This window comes from Janibacter sp. YB324, assembly GCF_014217915.1.
GTDB lineage: Bacteria > Actinomycetota > Actinomycetes > Actinomycetales > Dermatophilaceae > Janibacter > Janibacter indicus.
Genome location: NZ_CP060120.1, coordinates 595407 through 615066 on the forward strand (window position 1 = coordinate 595407; position 19660 = coordinate 615066).

The following is a 19660-nucleotide window of genomic DNA, read 5'->3' on the forward strand; positions in this document are numbered from 1 at the left end:
GATCGGGAGGGGCGCGCTCAGGTGTGCGGGGAGGGCTCGGGTTCCTCCTCGACGACCGGCAGCTCGCCGGTGATCTCGCCACGGTCCCTGGCCTGCCGGCCGGCGGAGACCGCCTCCGGTGGGACGCCCTCGACCTTGGTGACGAACTGCAGATTTTCCTTGCGCAGGGCGATGACGAAGCTGATCCCCGCCACGAACATCAGGGTGAACATCGGTAGCCCGACGACGGTGATCACCTGCTGGAGTGCGGTGAGCCCGTCGTCGCCCGCCAGGACGATGAGCAGGGCGGCGAGCACCCCCTCGCTGACCCCCCAGAAGACCCGCTGCCGGGTCGGCCCCGCGTCCCCGTCGCCGGTACACAGCATGTCGACGACGAGCGAGGCCGAGTCCGAGCTCGTCGCGAAGAAGATCGCCACGATGAGGACCGCCAGGCCCTTCACGATGGTCGTCGCCGGGTAGTTGTCGAAGAAGGCGAACATCGACAGTGGGACCGACTCGGCGACGGCCGCTGAGATCGGCCCCTCCTGCCCGTCCATCCCGTCGAGGCGCAGGGCCGACCAGCCGAAGGTGACGAACCAGATGATCGTGAACAGCGTCGGGGCGAAGAGGACACCGAGCACGAACTCGCGGACGGTGCGGCCCTTGGAGATGCGCGCGAGGAAGATCCCCATGAAGGGGGCCCAGCTCACCGTCCACGCCCAGTAGAAGACGGTCCACCCGCCCTGCCAACCCCAGCCGTCGTCCTTGGTGACGTCGGCGAGGGCGTCGTTCCACAGCATGAGCTCGGGCAGCGCGGCGACGAAGTTTCCGGTGGTCTCGAACATCTCGCGGATGAGGAAGAGGGTCATCCCGCCGGTGAGCAGGACGAAGAGCATGAGGCCGATCGCCATGCCGATGTTGATGTTCGACAGCAGCTTCACCCCCTTGTCGAGGCCGCGCACGATGGAGGTGGTGGCGACGGTCGTCAGAACGATGATGATGAGCACCTGCAGGGTGGTGTCGTTGGTCCAACCGAAGAGCTCGCTCAGGCCGGCGCCGATCTGCGAGGTGCCCAGGCCGATGGACACGGCCACGCCGAAGAGGGTGCCGAGGATCGCCAGGATGTCGATGGCGCGACCGATCGGGCCGTAGATGCGCTCCTTGAGCAGCGGGTAGAAGACCGAGCTGACCCGCACGGGCAGCTCGTAGCGGTGGATGAAGTAGGCGAAGGCCAGACCCGGCAGGCAGAAGATCGCCCACGTGTGCAGGCTCAGGTGGTACAGCGCGAAGTTCATGCCGTCCTGGGCCGCCTCGACCGTGTAGGGCTCGACCCCGGACCGAGGCGGCTCGCTGAAGTGCGAGATCGGCTCGGCGACGCCCCAGAACATCAGGATGGTGCCGATGCCGCCGGCGAAGAGCATGGCGAACCACGAGGCGAAGCTGTACTCGGGGGGTGTCTCCTTGCGGCCCAGCTGGACCTGACCGTAGGGGCTGAAGGCCACGGCGAGGAGCATGATCACCCACGCGGTCACGCCGAAGATGAAGTACCAGCCCAGGTTGGTGACGATCCACTCCCGGCCACGGCCGAAGACCGAGTTCATCTGGGTGGGGAAGACCAGCAGCACGAGCAGGAAGAGGACCATGAGGCCCGCCGAGACGAAGAAGATGGTGGGGTGGGTGCGCAGTCCCAGTTTGCGAGCCAGTGCGTCCACGGTGTGATCCTTTCGAAGGGGGTCAGCATCCGGACCCCCGAGTCTGGCAAACCGGGGCGCTCAGGGGTGGATTTCGTCCCCGGCGTCTTCGTCCACTATTCTTGATCGTCGGCTACGTGTGTCATGCCTCCTCGCTCGTCGAGGAGGCCATCGCGCGCGTGCCGGACCCGGTGGCCTCCATCCAGGAGGCGACCACCAACGGATTGAGAGGGTATGGCCAAGAAGGACGGTGTCATCGAGGTCGAGGGCACGATCGTCGAAGCGCTCCCGAACGCAATGTTCCGGGTCGAGCTGACCAACGGTCACAAGGTTCTCGCCCACATCTCGGGCAAGATGCGGCAGCACTACATCCGAATCCTCCCCGAGGACAAGGTTGTCGTCGAGCTCAGCCCGTACGACCTGACCCGCGGCCGGATCGTCTTCCGTTACCGCTGACCGAGGCGGTCGTCGACCCGGCGACCGACGAGGGACGCAACTCCCGCACGACCCGGTCCACCTCACTGTGGGTCGGGACAGATCGATGAAAGATGCGAGACGGCAATGAAGGTTCAGCCGAGCGTCAAGAAGATCTGCGACAAGTGCAAGGTGATCCGCCGCAACGGTCGGGTCATGGTGATCTGCGACAACCTGCGCCACAAGCAGCGCCAGGGCTGATCGCGGCCACCACGGCCCGCACGGCGGGGACCTTGGCTCATCGCCACAGATCCTCGAGCAACGCCAACGTCAAGAAGCACGCACCACCCGGCCCCTGCCCCCTTCGCGGAGCAGGACGTCACCCCCGGCTCGGAGGCCGGGGACCGAGCGGCCCGCCCAGATCGGCGGGACCCACCGCCGGATCGGTGGTGCACCAGACCTCCGAATCACGAGAAGGAAGCCAGCACATGGCACGACTTGTTGGAGTCGACCTGCCGCGCGAGAAGCGCGCCGAGGTCGCCCTGACCTACATCTTCGGTGTGGGACGCACGACCGCAAGCAAGGCCCTCGCCGAGACCGGCGTCGACCCGAGCACCCGCGTGAAGGACCTCAACGACGACCAGCTCGTCGCCCTCCGCGACTACCTCGAGGCCAACGTTCAGCTCGAGGGTGACCTCCGCCGCGAGGTGGCCGCCGACATCCGCCGCAAGGTCGAGATCGGCACCTACGAGGGCCTGCGGCACCGCCGCGGTCTCCCGGTCCGCGGTCAGCGCACCAAGACCAACGCCCGGACCCGCAAGGGCCCGAAGCGCACCGTCGCAGGCAAGAAGAAGGCCTGACACACCACGGCTCACCGTTGCCGGCTCCGGCCGCGCGGTGATCACCACACACCGAAGAACTTCGTAGGAGAAACATGCCCCCCAAGACCCGCTCCGGCGCCAAGGTGCGCCGCAAGGTCAAGAAGAACGTGGCCGTGGGCCAGGCCCACATCAAGAGCACGTTCAACAACACGATCATCTCGATCACCGACCCCACCGGTGCCGTGATCTCGTGGGCCTCCGCCGGCCAGGTCGGCTTCAAGGGCTCGCGCAAGTCCACCCCGTACGCCGCCCAGATGGCTGCCGAGGCCGCTGCACGCCGCGCCATGGAGCACGGCATGAAGAAGGTCGACGTCTTCGTCAAGGGCCCGGGCTCCGGTCGCGAGACCGCGATCCGCTCCCTGACCGCCGCCGGCCTCGAGGTCGGCGCGATCCAGGACGTCACGCCCAGCCCGCACAACGGTGTCCGCCCGCCCAAGCGCCGTCGCGTCTGAGCAGCAGAGATACGGGAGACAGATAAGACATGGCTCGTTACACCGGCCCCATCACCAAGAAGTCGCGTCGACTCAAGCTCGACCTCGTCGGCGGCGACAAGAACTTCGAGCTCCGTCCCTTCCCCCCGGGCCAGCACGGCCGTCGGCGGATCCAGGAGAAGGAGTACCTCACCCAGCTGCAGGAGAAGCAGCGCGCCCGCTTCACCTACGGCGTCATGGAGAAGCAGTTCGTCCGGTACTACAAGGAGGCGGCCAACCGCCCCGGCCAGACCGGTCACAACCTGCTGGCCATCCTCGAGTCGCGCCTCGACAACGTCATCTACCGCGCGGGCCTGGCCCGCACGCGTCGTCAGGCCCGCCAGCTCGTCACGCACGGCCACTTCGAGGTCAACGGTGTCCGCACCGACGTCCCGAGCCAGCGCGTCGAGCAGTACGACATCATCACGATCCGCAAGCAGTCGGTGGAGGCCTTCCCCTTCCAGCTCGCGCGTGAGACCTTCGGCGAGCGTCCGGTCCCGGCGTGGCTCCACGTCGTCCCCGGCAGCCTGAAGATCCTCGTGCACCAGCTGCCGACCCGCGAGCAGATCGACACCCAGCTCACCGAGCAGCTGATCGTCGAGCTCTACTCGAAGAACTGATCACCGTCGCTCCTGCTCCCTTCGCCTCGTGCGAAGGGGGCAGGAGCCTCACGGTTGGTGCACGGACAGAGGCGCACCAACCGCCGGCCACCAGACCGGCACCTTCACGAGGCGTCATATAGCGGTCGCCCGTGGGAAGGAAACAGACGTGCTCATCGCACAGCGCCCCAACCTCAGCGAAGAGGTCATCGCCGACAACCGCTCGCGGTTCGTCATCGAGCCCCTCGAGCCCGGCTTCGGCTACACGATCGGCAACTCGCTGCGTCGCACCCTGCTCTCGAGCATCCCGGGTGCCTCCCTCACCTCGATCCGGATCGACGGCGTGCTCCACGAGTTCTCCACGATCCCCGGGGTCAAGGAGGACGTCACCGAGATCATCCTCAACATCAAGTCCCTCGTCGTCTCCAGCGAGAACGACGAGCCGGTCGTGATGTACCTGCGCAAGTCGGGTGCCGGCGCGGTCACCGCCGCCGACATCAACCCCCCGGCCGGTGTCGAGGTCCACAACCCCGACCTGCACATCGCCACGCTCAACGACAAGGGCTCCATCGAGATGGAGCTGACCGTCGAGCGCGGCCGCGGCTACGTCTCGGCGCAGCAGAACAAGACCGGTGACCAGGAGATCGGCCGCATCCCGGTCGACTCCATCTACTCGCCGGTCCTCGCCGTGACCTACAAGGTCGAGGCGACCCGTGTCGAGCAGCGCACCGACTTCGACAAGCTCGTCGTCGACGTCGAGACCAAGAACTCGATCGCCCCCCGGGACGCGCTGGCCTCCGCCGGCAAGACCCTCGTCGAGCTCTTCGGCCTGGCCCGTGAGCTCAACGTCGAGGCCGAGGGCATCGACATGGGCCCCTCGCCGACCGACGCCGCGATCGCCGCCGACCTGGCCCTGCCGATCGAGGACCTGGACCTCACCGTCCGCTCGTACAACTGCCTCAAGCGCGAGGGCATCCACAGCGTGGGTGAGCTCGTGGGTCGCAGCGAGGCCGACCTGCTCGACATCCGCAACTTCGGTGCGAAGTCGATCGACGAGGTCAAGGCCAAGCTGCACGAGATGGGCCTGGCCCTCAAGGACAGCCCTCCCGGCTTCGACCCGACGGCCATCCCCGGCTACGGCGAGGACGACTACGACGAGTCCGGCGACGAGGACGCCTCGTTCGCCGAGGACGAGCAGCTCTGACCCACCGCTTCCCGACCTCACCGCCGACGCGGTAGGTCAGAACCTCCAAGGAGAACACCATGCCCACCCCCACCAAGGGTCCCCGTATCGGTGGCGGCCCGGCTCACGAGCGGCTCATCCTCGCGAACCTCGCCACCGCGCTCTTCGAGCACGACCAGATCACGACGACGCAGGCCAAGGCCAAGCGTCTGCGCCCCCTGGCCGAGCGCCTCATCACCTTCGCCAAGCGCGGCGACCTGCACGCGCGCCGCAAGGTCATGACGACCGTCCAGGACAAGAGCGTCGTCCACCGTCTCTTCGTCGAGATCGCTCCCGACATGGCCGAGCGCCAGGGCGGCTACACGCGCATCACCAAGATCGCCCCGCGCAAGGGTGACAACGCCCCGATGTGCGTCATCGAGCTCGTCCGCGAGCCCGTCGACGCCAAGCCGAAGCGCGCCGTCGTCGCCGAGGCCGAGGCCGCCACCAAGCGCTCCGCCAAGGACGAGGCCGAGCAGGCCCCGGCCGAGGAGACCACGGTCGAGGAGACCACCGCCGACGAGACCGCGGCCGACGAGACCGCGGCCGACGAGACCGCGGCCCCCGCCGGTGGCGAGGCCAAGCAGCAGGAGTCCGACGAGGCCTGAGGCCCCGCTCGACCCCCGCAGCACGAAGGGCGCCGCTCACCCCACCGGGTGGGCGGCGCCCCTTCGTGTGCTCGGCCGCGGGCGGCCTCACGCCTCAGGACATCGCCTTCGTCGTGCCTCGCCTACGCTGACCCGCATGCGGCTGCGTCTCGACCTCGCCTACGACGGCACCGACTTCCACGGGTGGGCGGCGCAGCCGGGGCTGCGGACGGTCGAGGGAGAGCTCGCGGCCGCGGTGACGACGGTGCTGCGACTGAACGAGCCGGCGCGGCTGACCGTCGCCGGGCGGACCGATGCAGGGGTCCACGCCGCCGGGCAGGTCGTCCACGTCGACCTCGAGCCAGAGGAGTTGGAGCGCGCCGTGGGCCACTCCGACCGCGCACCCGAGGAGGCCCTCGCGACCCGGCTGCGCGGTGTGCTGCCGCCCGACGTCGTCGTCCACCGGGTGGCGCGGGCACCCGAGGGCTTCGACGCGCGTTTCTCCGCGCTGAGCCGGCGCTACCGCTACCTGGTCTGCGACGACCCGACGCGGCTGGACCCCCTTCGTCGTCGTGAGGTCGTGGCGTTGCGCTCGCCCCTGGACGTCGACGCGATGAATGCCGCGACGGCCCGGCTGCTCGGCCTGCGCAACTTCGCGGCCTTCTGCAAGAAGCGCGAGGGTGCCAGCACGACGCGCACCCTGCTGCGCTACGACTGGGAGCGCCGCGACGACGGGCTGCTCGAGGCAACCGTGCGGGCCGATGCCTTCTGCCACTCGATGGTGCGCGCGCTCATCGGTGCGCTCGTGCCCGTGGGGGAGGGGCGGCGCGGGGTCGACTTCCCCGTCGAGGTGCTCACGGGCCTGTCCCGCGACCCGAGGGTCAAGGTCATGCCCGCCCACGGACTGTGCCTCGCCGAGGTCGAGTACCCCGAGGACGACGCCCTCGCGGCCCGGGCCGTCGAGGCGCGGGCTCGCCGCGAGGACTGATCAGCTGCGCTCGGCCCCACCCGGTGGCAGCGGCCACCAGCGCCAGCCGAGGGTGCCGACGACCTGGTCGGCGCGCACGAACCGCGCTGTGGCGCAGTCGCCCTCGACCTGCCCGCGGCAGCCGGCGACAGAGTCGGAGCTGTTGGCCCGGTTGTCGCCGAGGACGAGGTAGGAGCCGTCGGGGACGGTGATCTCGGGGAAGCAGCGCTGGGACACGCGCTCGTCGCATCCGCCGAAGGCCAGATCGTTCTTGACGTACGGCTCCGCGATCGGCTTGCCGTCGACGAGGACGCGCCCCTCGTCGTCACAGCAGGTGACCGTCTCCCCGGGCAGACCGATGACCCGCTTGACCGTGTGGGCCGTGTGGCTGGGGCCGGCGCCGAGGAGGTCGCCCGCGTAGCGCAGGACGTCCTTGACCGGGTGGGTCTCGTCGATGCGGGCAGCGTCCCAGGTCTCGCCGTGGCCGAAGACGACGACGTCACCGCGCTCGAGGTCGTCGCCGTCGACACCGACGACCTGGGCGAAGACGCGGTCGCCGGTCATGAGGGTCGGCTCCATGGACCCGCTCGGGATGACGAAGGGCCGCACGAGCGTGTGGGTGACGAGCGCCAGGACCGCGAAGGCGATCGTGATGCGCAGCAGCACGCCCCATAGCCAGTGCCGTTCGCCCTCGGTGCCCTCGCTCACGCGCGTCAGCCTATGTCGGGTCAGCGGGGCAGGGGGGTGAGGGCGACGACCGCGGAGACCCGGCGCGCGCCCGGGGTGCCGGCGCCGCGTCGTCGGTAGCGCTCGAGCACCGCGCCGAGCTCGGCCCGCAGCGCGGCCAGCTGGGTCTCGTCGACGAGGACCTCGCGGTCGTCGAGCCCGCACTCCTCCTGCCAGACCAGGGGCCACGACACCTGGGCGTCGACCCAGCCGTGCATCCGCTGGGCGTGGTGGTCGACGAGGTCGTGGGCGAGCCACAGGGCGTCGGCGAGGTCGTCGGCGTCGTCGATCGTGCTCACGGCGACGGAGGTGTCGATGGCGGGCTCCTCGTCCTCCTCGGCCGCGGCCCACACGCGGGAGCGGCCGTCGCCCAGGCCGGTGTCCTCGAGCAGCCCCGCGTCGGCGAGCACCCGGGCGTGGTAGCTCGTGGCGCCGGTGTTGGTGCCCAGCGCGCGGGCGAGCTCGGCGGCGGTGGCCCCACCGTGCAGCCGCAGGTGGGCCAGGATGCGCGAGCGCAGCGGGTGGGCGAGCAGTCGCCAGGGCGCGGTCGAAGGGGAGTCCGTCACCCCTCCACGATTGCACAAGTTTTGTGCAATCGCCGCTGGGTGGCCGTCGTGGACGCCCCGAGATCGTGCGAGATGCCCGGCCTACCAAGGGTTTTGGGGCGGTTGTGCGGATTTCGGCGGGAGGTGGGCGGTCCGTAGAATTGAACCCAGCGGCGCCCCGTCCTCGCGACGTGCGGCGCCTCCCCTTCGCCCCCGCAGGGGCAAGCGAACGACGAGCAGAAGGCATTGACATGCGCACGTACACCCCCAAGGGCGGTGAGATCACCCGTCAGTGGCACATCATCGACGCCACGGACGTCGTGCTCGGCCGCCTCGCGAGCCAGGCCGCGACCCTGCTGCGCGGCAAGCACAAGACGACCTTCGCCCCCCACGTGGACACCGGCGACTTCGTCATCATCATCAACGCCGACAAGATCGCGCTGACCGGCGCCAAGGCCGAGCAGAAGCGCGCCTACCGTCACTCGGGTCACCCGGGCGGTCTGTCCTCGATGAACTACACCGAGATGCTGGAGAAGCACCCGACGCGCGCCGTCGAGAAGGCCGTGCGCGGCATGCTGCCCCGCAACAGCCTCGGCCGCCAGCAGCTGAGCAAGCTCAAGGTCTACGCCGGTGCCGAGCACCCGCACGCCGCTCAGCAGCCCACCCCCTACACGATCTCCCAGGTCGCGCAGTAAGCGCCGCCGACAAGGAACTGAGGAATCACTGTGGCTGACACCACCGACAACATCGAGGTGCTCGAGGGCGACGAGCCCGAGCTGAGCTCCTACACCTCCGAGTCCGAGGGCCCCGTCGGCACCGACGAGCCCGTGCGCCGCCCCTCCGCGTCCGCTCCCGGCTCCGCGACCGGCCGCCGCAAGCAGGCCATCGCCCGCGTCCGGATCGTCCCGGGCACCGGCGAGTGGAAGGTCAACGGGCGTGCGCTCGAGGACTACTTCCCCAACAAGGTCCACCAGCAGATCGTCAACGAGCCGCTCGTCGCGCTCGAGCTCGACGGCGCCTACGACGTGCTCGTGCGCGTCCACGGCGGTGGCCCCTCCGGCCAGGCCGGTGCCGTCCGCCTCGGCGTCGCCCGCTCGCTCAACGGCGTCGACCCCGAGCTCAACCGCGCCACCCTGAAGAAGGCCGGCTACCTCACCCGTGACGCCCGCGTCCCGGAGCGCAAGAAGGCCGGTCTCAAGAAGGCCCGCAAGGCGCCGCAGTACAGCAAGCGCTGATCCACGGATCGACGCTGGTCTTCGAGACCACGAAGGGCGGTGTTCACCTCACGGTGGGCGCCGCCCTTCGCGTTGTCCTGAGGTGCGACGAAGGAGCCTCGAAGGGTCGTGCCCCGCTAGACCGTCAGCGGGCGCCCGGACCGCATCTCGGCGACGAGCGACCGGGTGACCTCGACGAGGTCGCCACCGTGGGCGTCGGCGGTGGCCAGCTGTCGCTGGTAGCTCGCGCCGGCCCGGATGATGTCCTCCACGCAGGCCAGCTCGCGCTCGCAGCCGAGGCGGCGGGCGATCGGGGTGAGGCGCTCGAGCAGGTCGTGCAGCTCATCGGTGACGAGGCGCTCGCGGTTGCGCGAGTCGAGGATGATGATGGCGTCCATGCCGTAGCGCGCGGTGCGCCACTTGTTTTCCTGCACGTGCCACGGCGGCAGCGTCGGGATCGTGCCGCCGTCGGTGAGCCGGTCGTCGAGGTGCACGAGGAGGCACTGGGTGAGGGCGGTCAGCGCCGCGATCTCGTGCAGCGTCGGCACGCCGTCGCACACCCGCACCTCGAGGGTGCCCAGGTGCGGCGCCGGACGCAGGTCCCAGCGCACCTCCTTGAGCCCGTCGATGACGCCGGTGACGAGCAGGTCGTCGACGTAGCGCTCGTACTCGGCCCACGTCTCGAACTGGAAGGGCAGCCCGGCGGTCGGCAGCTGCTGGAAGAGCAGGGCGCGGTTGCTCGCGTAGTCGGTCGGGACCCCGCCCCACCACGGTGACGAGGCCGCGAGGGCCTGGAGGTGCGGCGCATAGCTGAGCATCCCCCCGAGCAGGGGCAGGACCTTGTCGCGGTGCGTGACGCCCACGTGGGTGTGCACGCCGTAGATGACCATCTGCCGCCCCCACCACCGGGTGCGGTCGATGAGCGTCGCGTAGCGCTCCCCCTCGCTCACCTGCTGCGACTCCCACCTGGCGAAGGGGTGGGTGCCGGCGCTGATGAGCTCCAGCCCGAGGCCGTCGGTGACCCCGCGCAGCCTCGACAGGCTGTCGGAGAGGTCGGCGACGACCTCGGGGACGTCCCGGCAGATGCCCGTGACGAGCTCGACGGTGTTGGTGAGCAGCTCGCGGTGGACCTTGGGGGCCAGGCCGTCCTCCGCGGCCAGCGGCTCGACGACGGAGTCGGCAAGCGGCACGAGGTCGAGGGTCTCCCCGTCGACGAGGGCGATCTCCCACTCGACCCCGAGGGTGGGGCCGTCTGATGGGGTGAACTCGATCATGAGGGCCTCTCGACGTCGCACCTACGGTCTCCCAGCCTAACCAGCGGGTATCGTCGCACGAGCCCGTCGCTCGTGTGTCATGCGGCGGGCCCCCCACGGAAGGTTCAGCACGCACATGTCCCGACTCTTCGGCACCGACGGTGTTCGCGGCCTCGCCAACGGCGAGGTCATCACCGCAGACCTCGCCCTCGCTCTCGCCCAGGCCGCCGCGCGCGTCCTGCGCGACCCCGAGGGCCTGCAGGGCCACCGGCCGGTCGCGGTCGTGGGCCGTGACCCCCGCGCGTCGGGCGAGTTCCTCTCCGCCGCCGTCGTCGCCGGGCTCGCCAGCAGCGGCATCGACGTCCTCGACGCCGGTGTGGTGCCGACGCCGGCCGTCGCCTTCCTCACCGCCGAGCTGCACGCCGACTTCGGCGTCATGCTGTCGGCCTCGCACAACGCCATGCCCGACAACGGCATCAAGTTCTTCGCGAAGGGGGGCCACAAGCTCCCCGATGCCGTCGAGGACGCCATCGAGGCGGCCATGGACGAGACGCCCGACCGCCCGACGGGCATCGACGTCGGGCGGGTCACGCCGATGGACGACGCAGGCGCCCGCTACGTGCGCCACCTGCTCGACGCGGTCGAGCAGCGTCTCGACGGGCTGACGATCGTCCTCGACTGCGCCCACGGCGCCGCGAGCCAGGTCTCGCCCGAGGCCTTCCGCCTCGCCGGTGCCGAGGTGCACGTCATCGGCGCCCGCCCCGACGGGCTCAACATCAACGACGGTGTCGGCTCGACGCACATCGAGGGCCTGCGCGCCGCCGTCGTGGAGCACGGCGCCGACCTCGGCATCGCGCACGACGGCGACGCCGACCGCTGCCTGGCGGTCGACGGGCAGGGCCGCGAGGTCGACGGCGACCAGATCATGGCGATCCTCGCGCTCGCGCTCAAGGAGCACGGCGAGCTCGCCCAGGACACCCTCGTCGCGACGGTCATGAGCAACCTCGGTCTGCTGCGTGCCATGGAGTCCGCCGGCATCACCGTCGTGCAGGCCGGCGTCGGCGACCGCTACGTCCTCGAGGAGATGCGCAAGGGCGGCTTCTCGCTGGGTGGCGAGCAGTCCGGCCACGTCATCCTCCAGGAGCACGCGACCACGGGTGACGGTGTCCTCACCGGCCTGATGCTCGCCGCGCGGGTCGCCGAGACCGGTCGCTCGATGGCTGAGCTGGCCGGCGCGATGACCCGCATGCCGCAGGTGCTCATCAACGTCAAGGGTGTCGACAAGCACCGGGTCGACGGCGACGAGGGCGTGCAGGCCGCGGTCACCGAGGTCCAGGCCTCGCTCGCCGACGAGGGGCGGGTCCTGCTGCGCAAGTCGGGTACCGAGCCGGTCGTGCGGGTCATGGTCGAGGCCGCGACCCACGAGCGCGCCCAGGAGTCGGCCGAGCGCCTGTCCGTCGTCGTCAAGGAGCGCCTGGCACTCTGACGCCGCCCCCGAGACCGCATTGCCCTACGGCAATGCGCAATCGGGGCCGGGTGGGCCGCATTGCCCTACGGCAGTGCGGGCTCCGGTCGGGTCAGACGGCGGGGGTGTCGAAGAAGCTGCGGCGGGTGACGGCCCGCCCGGAGTCGTCGAGGACCCAGAAGTCGGCGAAGCCGACCCGCGCGGCACTGCCGTCCTTGAGCGTGCCGACGAAGCGCCCGTGGACCGCGACCCTCCGGCCGTCGACGACGAGCTCGTCGAGCTCGTGCCGCCCGTCGGCGATGACGCGCTCCCCGCCGTAGAAGTCGGTGAGGGCCGCGTGCCCGACCATCGGGTCGTAGCCGGGACGGTGGTAGGTGGCGTCGGGCGCGAAGCAGTCGACGACGCCGGTCACGTCACCTGCGTCGACGAGCGCGTAGTAGCGGCGCACCGCCTGCTCGGCGCTCATCGGACCACCGTCCGTCCGAGGGCGGCGTCGGCGCGCCGCAGGGCCGCCTCGACGGGCGTGATGCCCTCCGCCTCCGCTGCCGCGAGCAGGCCGGTGACCCGTTCGCCGATGCGGTCGATGGCCGCGAGCGTCTCCTCGGGGGACCAGCCCGCGACGCCGCCGTGGACCTGAATGACGCCGCCGGCGTTGGCGACGAAGTCGGGGACGAAGGTGATGCCCGCCGCCTGCAGCGCACCGGCGCAGTCGGGGGAGTCGAGGGTGTCGTTGGCCGCCCCGGCGATGATCCGTGCCGGGAGGCGGTCGATGCTGTCGCGGGTCACGACACGCGCGACGGCACAGGGCGCGAAGACGTCCGCCTCGGTGAAGGGGGCGGCCTCGGTGGGGACGGTGTCGCCGCCGAGCTCGGTGGCCAGGGCCTGCGCGCGGGCGGTGTCGATGTCGGCCAGCGTGACGCGGGCGCCGTCGCCGTGGGCGAGCCGGGCGACCTCCTCGCCGACGCTGCCGATGCCCTGGACGACGACGCGCAGACCGGACAGACCCCCTTCGCCGTGGTGGTGGACGGCCGCGGCCCGCATCGCCGCGTAGACACCACGGGCGGTGAAGGGGGAGGGGCTCACCTCGTCGCAGAAGGCCCGTGCACCGCCGTCGTCGCGAATGGTCTGCATGTCCTCGAGGAGGGTGCCCATGTCGACGCCGGGCACGTAGGAGCCGGCGGTGCGGGCGATCATCTCGCCGAAGCGGGCGAAGAGGGCGCGGCGCTCCGGGCTGCCGGGAGCGGGCGCGTCGCCGTCGAGCACGACGACGGACTTCGCCCCGCCGTAGGGCAGCTCGGCGAGCGCGTGCTTGAGAGTCATCGCGGCCGCGAGGCGCTGGGCCTCACGGGCGGCGGCCTCGGTGGACGGGTAGGCGCGGTAGCGCACCCCGCCGAAGCCGGGGCCGAGGGTCGTGTCGTCGATCGCGATGATGGCGCGGAGGCCGACGCGGTCGTCGCGGCAGGTGATCGTCTGCTCGCTCGCCCAGGGTGTGGCGATGGCGTCGGACGTCGGGACGGGGTGGGTGACGGTGGTCATGAGCCCATGGTGGCACTGCGGCTGTGACCCCCGTCACCGACCCCGGTCGTCGCCGGGCGGAAGACTCAGTAGTGCTGGCTGATCAGGCCGGTGTCGACGTCGTAGACGAACCCGCCCACGGCGGCACGGTCGGCGATGAGCGGGTGCGAGCGCACCGCGGCGACGTCCTGACGAAGGGAGTCCAGCTGGTCGGTGACGACGTGGAAGCCCTGCCACGACGCGTCCTGACCGGCGGACTCGCCGACCTTCTGCCGCAGCTCGACCTCGGTCGAGCTGGTCATCGCGCACCGGGTGTGCGGGATGACGAGGACGCGCTTGACGTTGAGCAGGTGCACACCGAGGACGAGGGCCTCGAGGGCTGCGGCGGTGACGCGGCCACCGGGGTTGCGGAAGATCTTGGCGTCGCCCGGCTTCAGCCCGAGCATCCCCAGCGGGTCGATGCGGCTGTCCATGCAGGTGACGATCGCGACGCCGGCCTGGGCGATGCCGTCGAAGCCGCCGAGGGAGAAGTCGTCGGCGAAGGCGCGGTTGGCCTCGAGCAGGTCGGTGAAGGTGGCATCGTGGCCGGTGGGTGCACTCATGGGGGAGTCCTTTCGGGGAGTGCTTGCACAGTAGCCCCGCGGGGAAGGCTGCCAATTCGTGACCCCCTATTCGTGACGTGGGGCACAGCGGAGGTGTAGACAGTGTCTGGGAGGCGGCGTCGGGCTCTCGCCCACGTCGTGCCCCGCGGACGAAAGGAACGACGTGGAGACACGACGACGACGTCGGATCGCCTTCATGGCCGCCGCGGCGACGGCCGCGAGCCTCGGCCTGGCGGCCTGCGGTGACGACGGTTCGTCAGGCGGCTCGGCTCGCCTGACCTGGTACATCAACCCCGACGGCGGTGGCTCCGACCCGGCCGGTGGCGGGCAGGCGCAGCTGGCCAAGGAGTGCTCCGACGCCTCCGACGGCGCCTACGACATCAGCATCCAGCTGCTGCCCAACAGCGCGAGCGACCAACGCCAGCAGCTGCTGCGGCGCCTGGCCTCGCAGGACAAGGGCGTCGACATCATGTCGATCGACCCGGTCTTCGTCGCCGAGTTCGCCGAGGCCGGCTATCTCGCGCCGGTCCCCGAGGACAAGGTCTCCACCTTCACCGACGACGTCGTCGACCCGGCGGTCACCAACGCCACGTGGAAGGACGAGCTCGTCGCGGCCCCCTTCTGGGCCAACACCCAGGTCCTCTGGTATCGCAAGTCGGTGGCGAAGGAGGCCGGCCTCGACATGACCAAGCCGGTCACCTGGGACCAGGTCATCGACGCTGCGAAGAAGACCGACAGCAACATCGGCGTCCAGGCCTCGCGCTACGAGGGCTACATGGTGTGGATCAACGCCCTCGTCGAGGGCGGCGGCGACCACATCGTCGAAAATCCGGGGGCGGACGGCCCGGAGCTGAAGTTCGGTCTCGAGTCCGAGGGCGGCAAGAAGGCTGCCGAGATCATCCAGAAGCTCAACGACGACGGCGTCGGCGGGCCGGCGCTGGGCTCGACCGACGAGACGTCGACGCTCGACATGTTCCAGAACGAGCAGGCCGGCTTCATGGTCAACTGGCCCTACGTCTACGCGGCGCTCAGGGGCGCCGAGGTCGACTGGATCAAGGACCTCGCGTGGACGCGCTACCCGCAGACGACCGAGGGCACCGAGTCCAAGCCTCCGCTCGGCGGGATCGAGATGGGCGTGGCTCAGTCCTCGTCGAACCAGGAGCAGGCGTGGGAGGCCGTCGAGTGCCTCACCTCGCAGGAGAGCCAGAAGGCCTACATGCTCGGCACCGGCAATCCGGCCGCCCGCAAGGCGGTCTACGACGACGCCGACATCAAGAAGGACTTCCCGATGGCGGCGCTCATCCGCCAGTCCCTCGACTCCAGCGGTCCGCGGCCGCTCACGCAGTACTACGGCGACGTCTCCTCGGGCATCCAGCGCGAGTACAGCCCGCCCGGCTCGGTCACCCCCGACAAGACCCCGGAGCAGACCACGCAGCTGCTCAAGGACGTCCTGAACGGAGATGCATTGCTGTGAGTGCCTCCACCGACACCACCCCACGGACGAAGGGGGAGAAGCCTCGCCTGTCCGACCGGGCCCGGGCCGAGCAGCGGCTCGGCTGGAAGCTGGCGATGCCGGCCTTCGTCGTCATGCTCCTCGTCACCGCCTACCCGATCCTCCAGGCGGTGTGGAACAGCTTCTTCGTCTACCGGCTCACCGACCCGGACAACCGCGAGTTCGTCGGGCTCAACAACTACATCGTCTCCTTCAGCGACTCGGTCTTCTGGAGCGCGATGTGGGCGACGGTGCTCATCACCCTGATCACGGTGGTCGTCGAGCTCGTCCTCGGCTTCATCATCGCCCTGGTGATGCACCGGATCGTGCTCCCGCGGCGGACGCTGCGCACGGTGGTGCTCATCCCGTACTCGATCATCACGGTCGTCTCCGGTTTCACCTGGCTCTTCATGTACCAGACGGACACCGGCTTCGTGAACCGCTGGACGAGCTGGATCCCCGGGGTGAGCGACAACTACGACTGGTTCGGCAGCTTCTGGCCCTCGATCTTCGTCATCTGCCTCTCGGAGATCTGGAAGACGACCCCCTTCATGTCGCTGCTGCTCCTCGCCGGTCTGGCTCAGGTCGACACGTCGATGGAGGAGGCCGCCAAGGTCGACGGCGCCTCGTGGATGCAGGTGCTCACCAAGGTGATCCTGCCGAACATGAAGCCGGCGATCATGGTGGCGCTGCTCTTCCGCACCCTCGACGCCTTCCGCATCTTCGACAACATCTTCATCATGACCGGGGGCGCCAACGGGACGAACTCGCTCTCCGGGCTCATCTTCAGACAGACCATCGACCGGACCGAGATCGGCCTCGGGTCGGCGCTGTCGGTGATCCTCTTCCTGTGCGTCCTGGTCATCGCGGCGTTGTTCGTCAAGGGGTTCAAGGTCGACCTGACGCAGGGGAGGAACTGACATGGCCAAGGAGTCCGCCAAGGGCACGGGCATCTGGACGGTGCTCGCGATCCCGATCATGATCTGGACCGTCCTGCCGTTGCTGTGGATGTTGTCGCTGTCGCTGAAGAGCGCCAAGGACCTCGCCAACCCCGAGGCCGCGGTCCTGGGCAACTTCTGGCCCAAGGACCCCACCCTCGACAACTACCGGCTGATCTTCAGCGGCGGGGCGAGCGACCTCTTCATGCCGGCGCTGCGCAACTCGCTCATCGTCTGCCTGCTCGCGACCTTCATCTCGGTCGTGCTCGCGATGTTCTGCGCCTACGCGATCTCGCGGCTGGAGTTCAAGGGCAAGAAGATGATCCTCACGACCGCCCTGGCGGTCAGCTTCTTCCCCGTGGTCGCGATGGTCACGCCGCTGTTCGACGTGTGGAGCCGCGTCGGGCTCTTCGACACCATCCCCGGTCTGATCACCCCCTACCTCGCGCTGACGCTGCCGTTGTCGATCTGGACCATGTCGGCCTTCTTCCAGCAGATCCCGTGGGAGATGGAGCAGGCCGCGCAGGTCGACGGCGCCAGCAGTTGGCAGGCCTTCCGCAAGGTGATCATCCCGCTGGCGACCCCGGGCGTCTTCACCACGGCGATCATCACCTTCTTCACCGCGTGGAACGACTTCGTCTTCGCGATCTCGCTGACCTCCGACCAGGCGCGCACGGTCCCGGCCGCGCTCGCCTTCTTCACCGGTGCCAGCCAGTTCGAGCAGCCGACGGGCGCGATCATGGCGGCCTCGGTCGTCGTGACCATCCCCGTCGTCGTCCTCGTGCTGATCTTCCAGCGCCGGATCGTCGCCGGCCTGACCTCGGGCGCCGTCAAGGGCTGACCCCCGCCTTCACAGAACTGGAGTACCTCCCATGGCTGAGATCACCCTCAAGAACATCGTCAAGAAGTACGGCGACGGCTTCCCCGCGGTCAACGACGTGAGCCTGGACATCAAGGACGGCGAGTTCATGATCTTCGTCGGCCCGTCCGGCTGCGGTAAGTCCACGCTGCTGCGCATGGTCGTCGGGCTCGAGGACATCACGAGCGGTGAGCTCCTCATCGACGGCTCGCGGGTCAACGACCTGTCGCCCAAGGACCGCAACCTGTCGATGGTCTTCCAGAACTACGCCCTCTACCCGCACCTGAGCGTCTTCGAGAACATCGCCTTCCCCCTTCGCCTGGCCAAGGGCAAGCACAGCGACCAGGAGATCGACCAGAAGGTGCGCATGGCCAGCTCGATGCTCGAGCTCGACGACCACCTCGAGCGCAAGCCGGCCAACCTCTCCGGAGGTCAGCGGCAGCGCGTCGCGATGGGGCGGGCGATCGTGCGCGACGCCGACGCCTTCCTCTTCGACGAGCCGCTGTCCAACCTCGACGCCAAGCTGCGCGGGCAGATGCGTACCGAGATCGCCCGGATGCAGCGCCGCATGGGCACGACGACGATCTACGTCACCCACGACCAGACCGAGGCGCTGACCCTCGGTGACCGGGTCACGGTGCTCAAGAAGGGCGTGCTCCAGCAGTGCGCCAGTCCGCGCGAGCTCTACGACCAGCCGGTCAACCTCTTCGTCGCCGGCTTCATCGGCACCCCGCCGATGAACTTCCTGCCGGCCTCGGTCGAGGGCGACGAGCTCGTCCTGCCCTTCTGCCGCGTGCCCGTGCCCGCGGCCGTGCGGGAGCGGGCGGGCAGCGCTGACCTGCTCATCGTCGGCATCCGCCCGGAGCACATCAAGGACTCCGACCTCGGTGACGTGCCGGCGGACGGCATCCGCTTCGACGCGCCCGTCGACCAGACGGAGTGGCTGGGCAACGAGCAGTACGCCTACGTGCCCTTCACCGTCGAGGGGCCGGTCAAGGACAAGCTCGACGAGCTCGACAAGGAGCTCGACGGTGAGGGCATGCGCACCCAGATGGTCATCAACCTCGACCCGCGCTCGCGGGTGCGCGAGGGCGACGACGGGCGCTTCGTCTTCGACCCCGCGCTGATGCACGTCTTCGACCCGGAGACCGGTGACTGCCTCACCCGTGACGACGCCAAGGCGGCCGAGATCGCGCGTCAGTCGGAGGATGACCGCCAGCGCGGCCTCGAGCGGGCCCGTGCCCGCGAGGCGGCCAACGCCGGCTGATCCAGCACCGCTAGCGAGCCGCGTCGACCCCGAGGTCGGCGCGGCTCGGTGGGTGTGCGCCGGCGCGCGTCACGGTGATCGCCGAGGCCTCGATGCCGCGCTCGATCGCGGCGGAGACGACCCGGCCCCGCGCCTTGCGCAGTCGTCCCTTGACGTCGCCGCTGCCCAGCAGACCCGCGTCGAGCAGCCCGGAGAGCAGGCCGGCCATGAAGGAGTCGCCGGCACCCACGGTGTCGACGACGTCGACGCGCCGGCCGCGCAGCAGGGTCCGGCGGCCCGAAGGGAGGATCGCCAGGGCTCCCGCGGCGCCCAGGGTGCACACCGCGAGGGAGGGGCCGAGGTCGCACCAGGAGCGCAGCACCTCGGCGATGTCGTTGTGGCCGAGGGGCCGCCCGAGGAGCCACTCGAGGTCCTCGTCGCTCGCCTTGACGACGTCGCTCACGGCGACCCGGCGCTCGATCTCGGCGCGAGCGGTCTCGGGGTCGGGGAAGAGCGCCGGACGGCAGTTGGGGTCGTAGGAGACCGTGTGGGTGCGGGCCGCGCCGGACATCGCCGAGAGCACGTCGACGCACCCCGGTCGCAGCAGCGCCCCGATCGACCCGGTGTGCACATGGCCCGGCACCTGCGGCAACGCGGGCAGGCGCCAGTCGATGTCGAAGTCGTAGGTCGCGGCGCCGCTCTCGTCGAGCGTGGCGGTCGCGACCGAGGTGTCCGCGGCGCGGTCGCTGCCGGGCACGAGGTCGACGCCGGCCTCGGCGAGGTGCTCGCCGATCGCGGCGCCGTGGGCATCACGGCCGAAGTGGGTCGCCAGCGTCACCCGGTGGTCGAGCCGGGCGAGGCCGACGGCGACGTTGAGCGGGCTGCCGCCGACGTGCTCGCTGCGCGTGCCGTCCGCCCCGACGACGACGTCGACGAGGGACTCGCCCATGACGAGGGTCGGGGCGGGCGGTGCGGAGCGGCGGCGGCCAGGCATC

Annotated in this window: 23 protein-coding genes; 15 read left to right on the forward strand and 8 right to left on the reverse strand. The window is 69.9% G+C overall.

The features are described 5' to 3' along the window. Positions 1-17 precede the first annotated feature (17 nt). Positions 18-1691 (reverse strand): BCCT family transporter, encoded by a 1674-nt coding sequence (locus tag H7A72_RS02980; protein ID WP_185221579.1) that lies wholly within the window; start codon positions 1689-1691, stop codon positions 18-20. 213 nt (positions 1692-1904) lie between these two features. Between H7A72_RS02980 and infA the strand changes: the two genes are divergently transcribed. The 8 genes from infA to truA all read left to right on the forward strand — a co-directional run bounded on the left by infA (position 1905) and on the right by truA (position 6831). Further along, a complete protein-coding gene (gene infA, locus H7A72_RS02985; RefSeq protein WP_007928045.1) occupies positions 1905-2126 on the forward strand; it encodes a translation initiation factor IF-1 in 222 nt (73 codons plus the stop codon). Positions 2127-2231: 105 nt separating this feature from the next. Next, a complete protein-coding gene (gene rpmJ / locus H7A72_RS02990; protein ID WP_007928044.1) occupies positions 2232-2345 on the forward strand; it encodes a 50S ribosomal protein L36 in 114 nt (37 codons plus the stop codon). 227 nt (positions 2346-2572) lie between these two features. Further along, positions 2573-2944: a 30S ribosomal protein S13 gene (gene rpsM / locus H7A72_RS02995; protein ID WP_185221580.1), complete on the forward strand. Its 372-nt coding sequence runs from the start codon at positions 2573-2575 to the stop codon at positions 2942-2944. A gap of 74 nt (positions 2945-3018) precedes the next feature. After that, positions 3019-3417: a 30S ribosomal protein S11 gene (gene rpsK / locus H7A72_RS03000; protein WP_007928041.1), complete on the forward strand. Its 399-nt coding sequence runs from the start codon at positions 3019-3021 to the stop codon at positions 3415-3417. 29 nt (positions 3418-3446) lie between these two features. Next, on the forward strand, positions 3447-4055 hold the full coding sequence (gene rpsD / locus H7A72_RS03005; protein WP_185221581.1) for a 30S ribosomal protein S4: 609 nt from the start codon (positions 3447-3449) through the stop codon (positions 4053-4055). 148 nt (positions 4056-4203) lie between these two features. Beyond that, entirely contained in the window at positions 4204-5238 is a 1035-nt protein-coding gene (locus tag H7A72_RS03010) for a DNA-directed RNA polymerase subunit alpha (RefSeq protein ID WP_084450031.1), read from the forward strand. A 59-nt stretch (positions 5239-5297) separates the two neighbouring features. Beyond that, entirely contained in the window at positions 5298-5864 is a 567-nt protein-coding gene (rplQ, locus tag H7A72_RS03015; RefSeq protein ID WP_185221582.1) for a 50S ribosomal protein L17, read from the forward strand. 136 nt (positions 5865-6000) lie between these two features. Beyond that, positions 6001-6831, forward strand: coding sequence for a tRNA pseudouridine(38-40) synthase TruA (truA, locus tag H7A72_RS03020; RefSeq protein WP_185221583.1), 831 nt, complete (start codon positions 6001-6003; stop codon positions 6829-6831). On the opposite strand, the gene lepB is transcribed toward truA, so the two are convergent. Then, positions 6832-7518 (reverse strand): signal peptidase I, encoded by a 687-nt coding sequence (gene lepB / locus H7A72_RS03025; protein ID WP_223277756.1) that lies wholly within the window; start codon positions 7516-7518, stop codon positions 6832-6834. Positions 7519-7538: 20 nt separating this feature from the next. Next, positions 7539-8102, reverse strand: coding sequence for a helix-turn-helix domain-containing protein (locus H7A72_RS03030; RefSeq protein ID WP_185221584.1), 564 nt, complete (start codon positions 8100-8102; stop codon positions 7539-7541). Between the two features lie 230 nt (positions 8103-8332). Here H7A72_RS03030 and rplM point away from each other — a divergent pair, with 230 nt between their 5' ends. Next, a complete protein-coding gene (gene rplM, locus H7A72_RS03035; protein ID WP_072623795.1) occupies positions 8333-8776 on the forward strand; it encodes a 50S ribosomal protein L13 in 444 nt (147 codons plus the stop codon). 30 nt (positions 8777-8806) lie between these two features. Next, on the forward strand, positions 8807-9316 hold the full coding sequence (gene rpsI / locus H7A72_RS03040; RefSeq protein ID WP_072623796.1) for a 30S ribosomal protein S9: 510 nt from the start codon (positions 8807-8809) through the stop codon (positions 9314-9316). A gap of 116 nt (positions 9317-9432) precedes the next feature. Here the strand turns inward: rpsI and H7A72_RS03045 are convergent, their stop codons facing one another. Next, positions 9433-10569 (reverse strand): glutamate--cysteine ligase, encoded by a 1137-nt coding sequence (locus tag H7A72_RS03045; RefSeq protein WP_185221585.1) that lies wholly within the window; start codon positions 10567-10569, stop codon positions 9433-9435. Positions 10570-10684: 115 nt separating this feature from the next. Here H7A72_RS03045 and glmM point away from each other — a divergent pair, with 115 nt between their 5' ends. Further along, positions 10685-12034, forward strand: coding sequence for a phosphoglucosamine mutase (glmM, locus tag H7A72_RS03050; protein ID WP_072623798.1), 1350 nt, complete (start codon positions 10685-10687; stop codon positions 12032-12034). A 91-nt stretch (positions 12035-12125) separates the two neighbouring features. Here glmM and H7A72_RS03055 read toward each other — a convergent pair whose 3' ends face one another. The 3 genes from H7A72_RS03055 to H7A72_RS03065 all read right to left on the reverse strand — a co-directional run bounded on the left by H7A72_RS03055 (position 12126) and on the right by H7A72_RS03065 (position 14130). Beyond that, positions 12126-12479 (reverse strand): nuclear transport factor 2 family protein, encoded by a 354-nt coding sequence (locus H7A72_RS03055; RefSeq protein ID WP_072623799.1) that lies wholly within the window; start codon positions 12477-12479, stop codon positions 12126-12128. After that, complete coding sequence (locus H7A72_RS03060) at positions 12476-13549, reverse strand: Glu/Leu/Phe/Val dehydrogenase dimerization domain-containing protein (protein WP_072623800.1); 1074 nt, start codon at positions 13547-13549, stop codon at positions 12476-12478. The genes H7A72_RS03055 and H7A72_RS03060 overlap by 4 nt, the downstream gene beginning before the upstream one ends. Positions 13550-13614: 65 nt before the next feature. Next, entirely contained in the window at positions 13615-14130 is a 516-nt protein-coding gene (locus tag H7A72_RS03065; RefSeq protein ID WP_072623801.1) for a carbonic anhydrase, read from the reverse strand. A gap of 163 nt (positions 14131-14293) precedes the next feature. Between H7A72_RS03065 and H7A72_RS03070 the strand changes: the two genes are divergently transcribed. Genes H7A72_RS03070 through H7A72_RS03085 form a run of 4 tightly spaced genes read left to right on the forward strand, consistent with a single transcriptional unit; the run spans position 14294 to position 18686 of the window. Further along, positions 14294-15604 (forward strand): extracellular solute-binding protein, encoded by a 1311-nt coding sequence (locus H7A72_RS03070; RefSeq protein WP_223277757.1) that lies wholly within the window; start codon positions 14294-14296, stop codon positions 15602-15604. Continuing rightward, on the forward strand, positions 15601-16542 hold the full coding sequence (locus tag H7A72_RS03075) for a carbohydrate ABC transporter permease (protein ID WP_072623803.1): 942 nt from the start codon (positions 15601-15603) through the stop codon (positions 16540-16542). The genes H7A72_RS03070 and H7A72_RS03075 overlap by 4 nt, the downstream gene beginning before the upstream one ends. A 1-nt stretch (position 16543) precedes the next feature. Then, entirely contained in the window at positions 16544-17401 is an 858-nt protein-coding gene (locus tag H7A72_RS03080) for a carbohydrate ABC transporter permease (RefSeq protein WP_072623804.1), read from the forward strand. Between the two features lie 31 nt (positions 17402-17432). Then, complete coding sequence (locus H7A72_RS03085; RefSeq protein WP_185221586.1) at positions 17433-18686, forward strand: ABC transporter ATP-binding protein; 1254 nt, start codon at positions 17433-17435, stop codon at positions 18684-18686. 10 nt (positions 18687-18696) lie between these two features. Here the strand turns inward: H7A72_RS03085 and H7A72_RS03090 are convergent, their stop codons facing one another. Beyond that, a complete protein-coding gene (locus H7A72_RS03090) occupies positions 18697-19659 on the reverse strand; it encodes a PfkB family carbohydrate kinase (protein ID WP_185221587.1) in 963 nt (320 codons plus the stop codon). Position 19660: the final 1 nt, after the last annotated feature.

Coding starts and splice junctions, on each gene's coding strand:
- H7A72_RS03090 (WP_185221587.1), bottom strand. CDS start 19,659: ATGCCTGGCCGCCGCCGCTCCGCACCGCCCGCCCCGACCCTCGTCATG.
- rpsD (WP_185221581.1), top strand. CDS start 3,447: ATGGCTCGTTACACCGGCCCCATCACCAAGAAGTCGCGTCGACTCAAG.
- H7A72_RS03045 (WP_185221585.1), bottom strand. CDS start 10,569: ATGATCGAGTTCACCCCATCAGACGGCCCCACCCTCGGGGTCGAGTGG.
- H7A72_RS03085 (WP_185221586.1), top strand. CDS start 17,433: ATGGCTGAGATCACCCTCAAGAACATCGTCAAGAAGTACGGCGACGGC.
- rpsK (WP_007928041.1), top strand. CDS start 3,019: ATGCCCCCCAAGACCCGCTCCGGCGCCAAGGTGCGCCGCAAGGTCAAG.
- glmM (WP_072623798.1), top strand. CDS start 10,685: ATGTCCCGACTCTTCGGCACCGACGGTGTTCGCGGCCTCGCCAACGGC.
- rplQ (WP_185221582.1), top strand. CDS start 5,298: ATGCCCACCCCCACCAAGGGTCCCCGTATCGGTGGCGGCCCGGCTCAC.
- H7A72_RS03080 (WP_072623804.1), top strand. CDS start 16,544: ATGGCCAAGGAGTCCGCCAAGGGCACGGGCATCTGGACGGTGCTCGCG.
- infA (WP_007928045.1), top strand. CDS start 1,905: ATGGCCAAGAAGGACGGTGTCATCGAGGTCGAGGGCACGATCGTCGAA.
- H7A72_RS03055 (WP_072623799.1), bottom strand. CDS start 12,479: ATGAGCGCCGAGCAGGCGGTGCGCCGCTACTACGCGCTCGTCGACGCA.
- H7A72_RS03060 (WP_072623800.1), bottom strand. CDS start 13,549: ATGACCACCGTCACCCACCCCGTCCCGACGTCCGACGCCATCGCCACA.
- rpsM (WP_185221580.1), top strand. CDS start 2,573: ATGGCACGACTTGTTGGAGTCGACCTGCCGCGCGAGAAGCGCGCCGAG.
- rplM (WP_072623795.1), top strand. CDS start 8,333: ATGCGCACGTACACCCCCAAGGGCGGTGAGATCACCCGTCAGTGGCAC.
- truA (WP_185221583.1), top strand. CDS start 6,001: ATGCGGCTGCGTCTCGACCTCGCCTACGACGGCACCGACTTCCACGGG.
- rpmJ (WP_007928044.1), top strand. CDS start 2,232: ATGAAGGTTCAGCCGAGCGTCAAGAAGATCTGCGACAAGTGCAAGGTG.
- H7A72_RS03065 (WP_072623801.1), bottom strand. CDS start 14,130: ATGAGTGCACCCACCGGCCACGATGCCACCTTCACCGACCTGCTCGAG.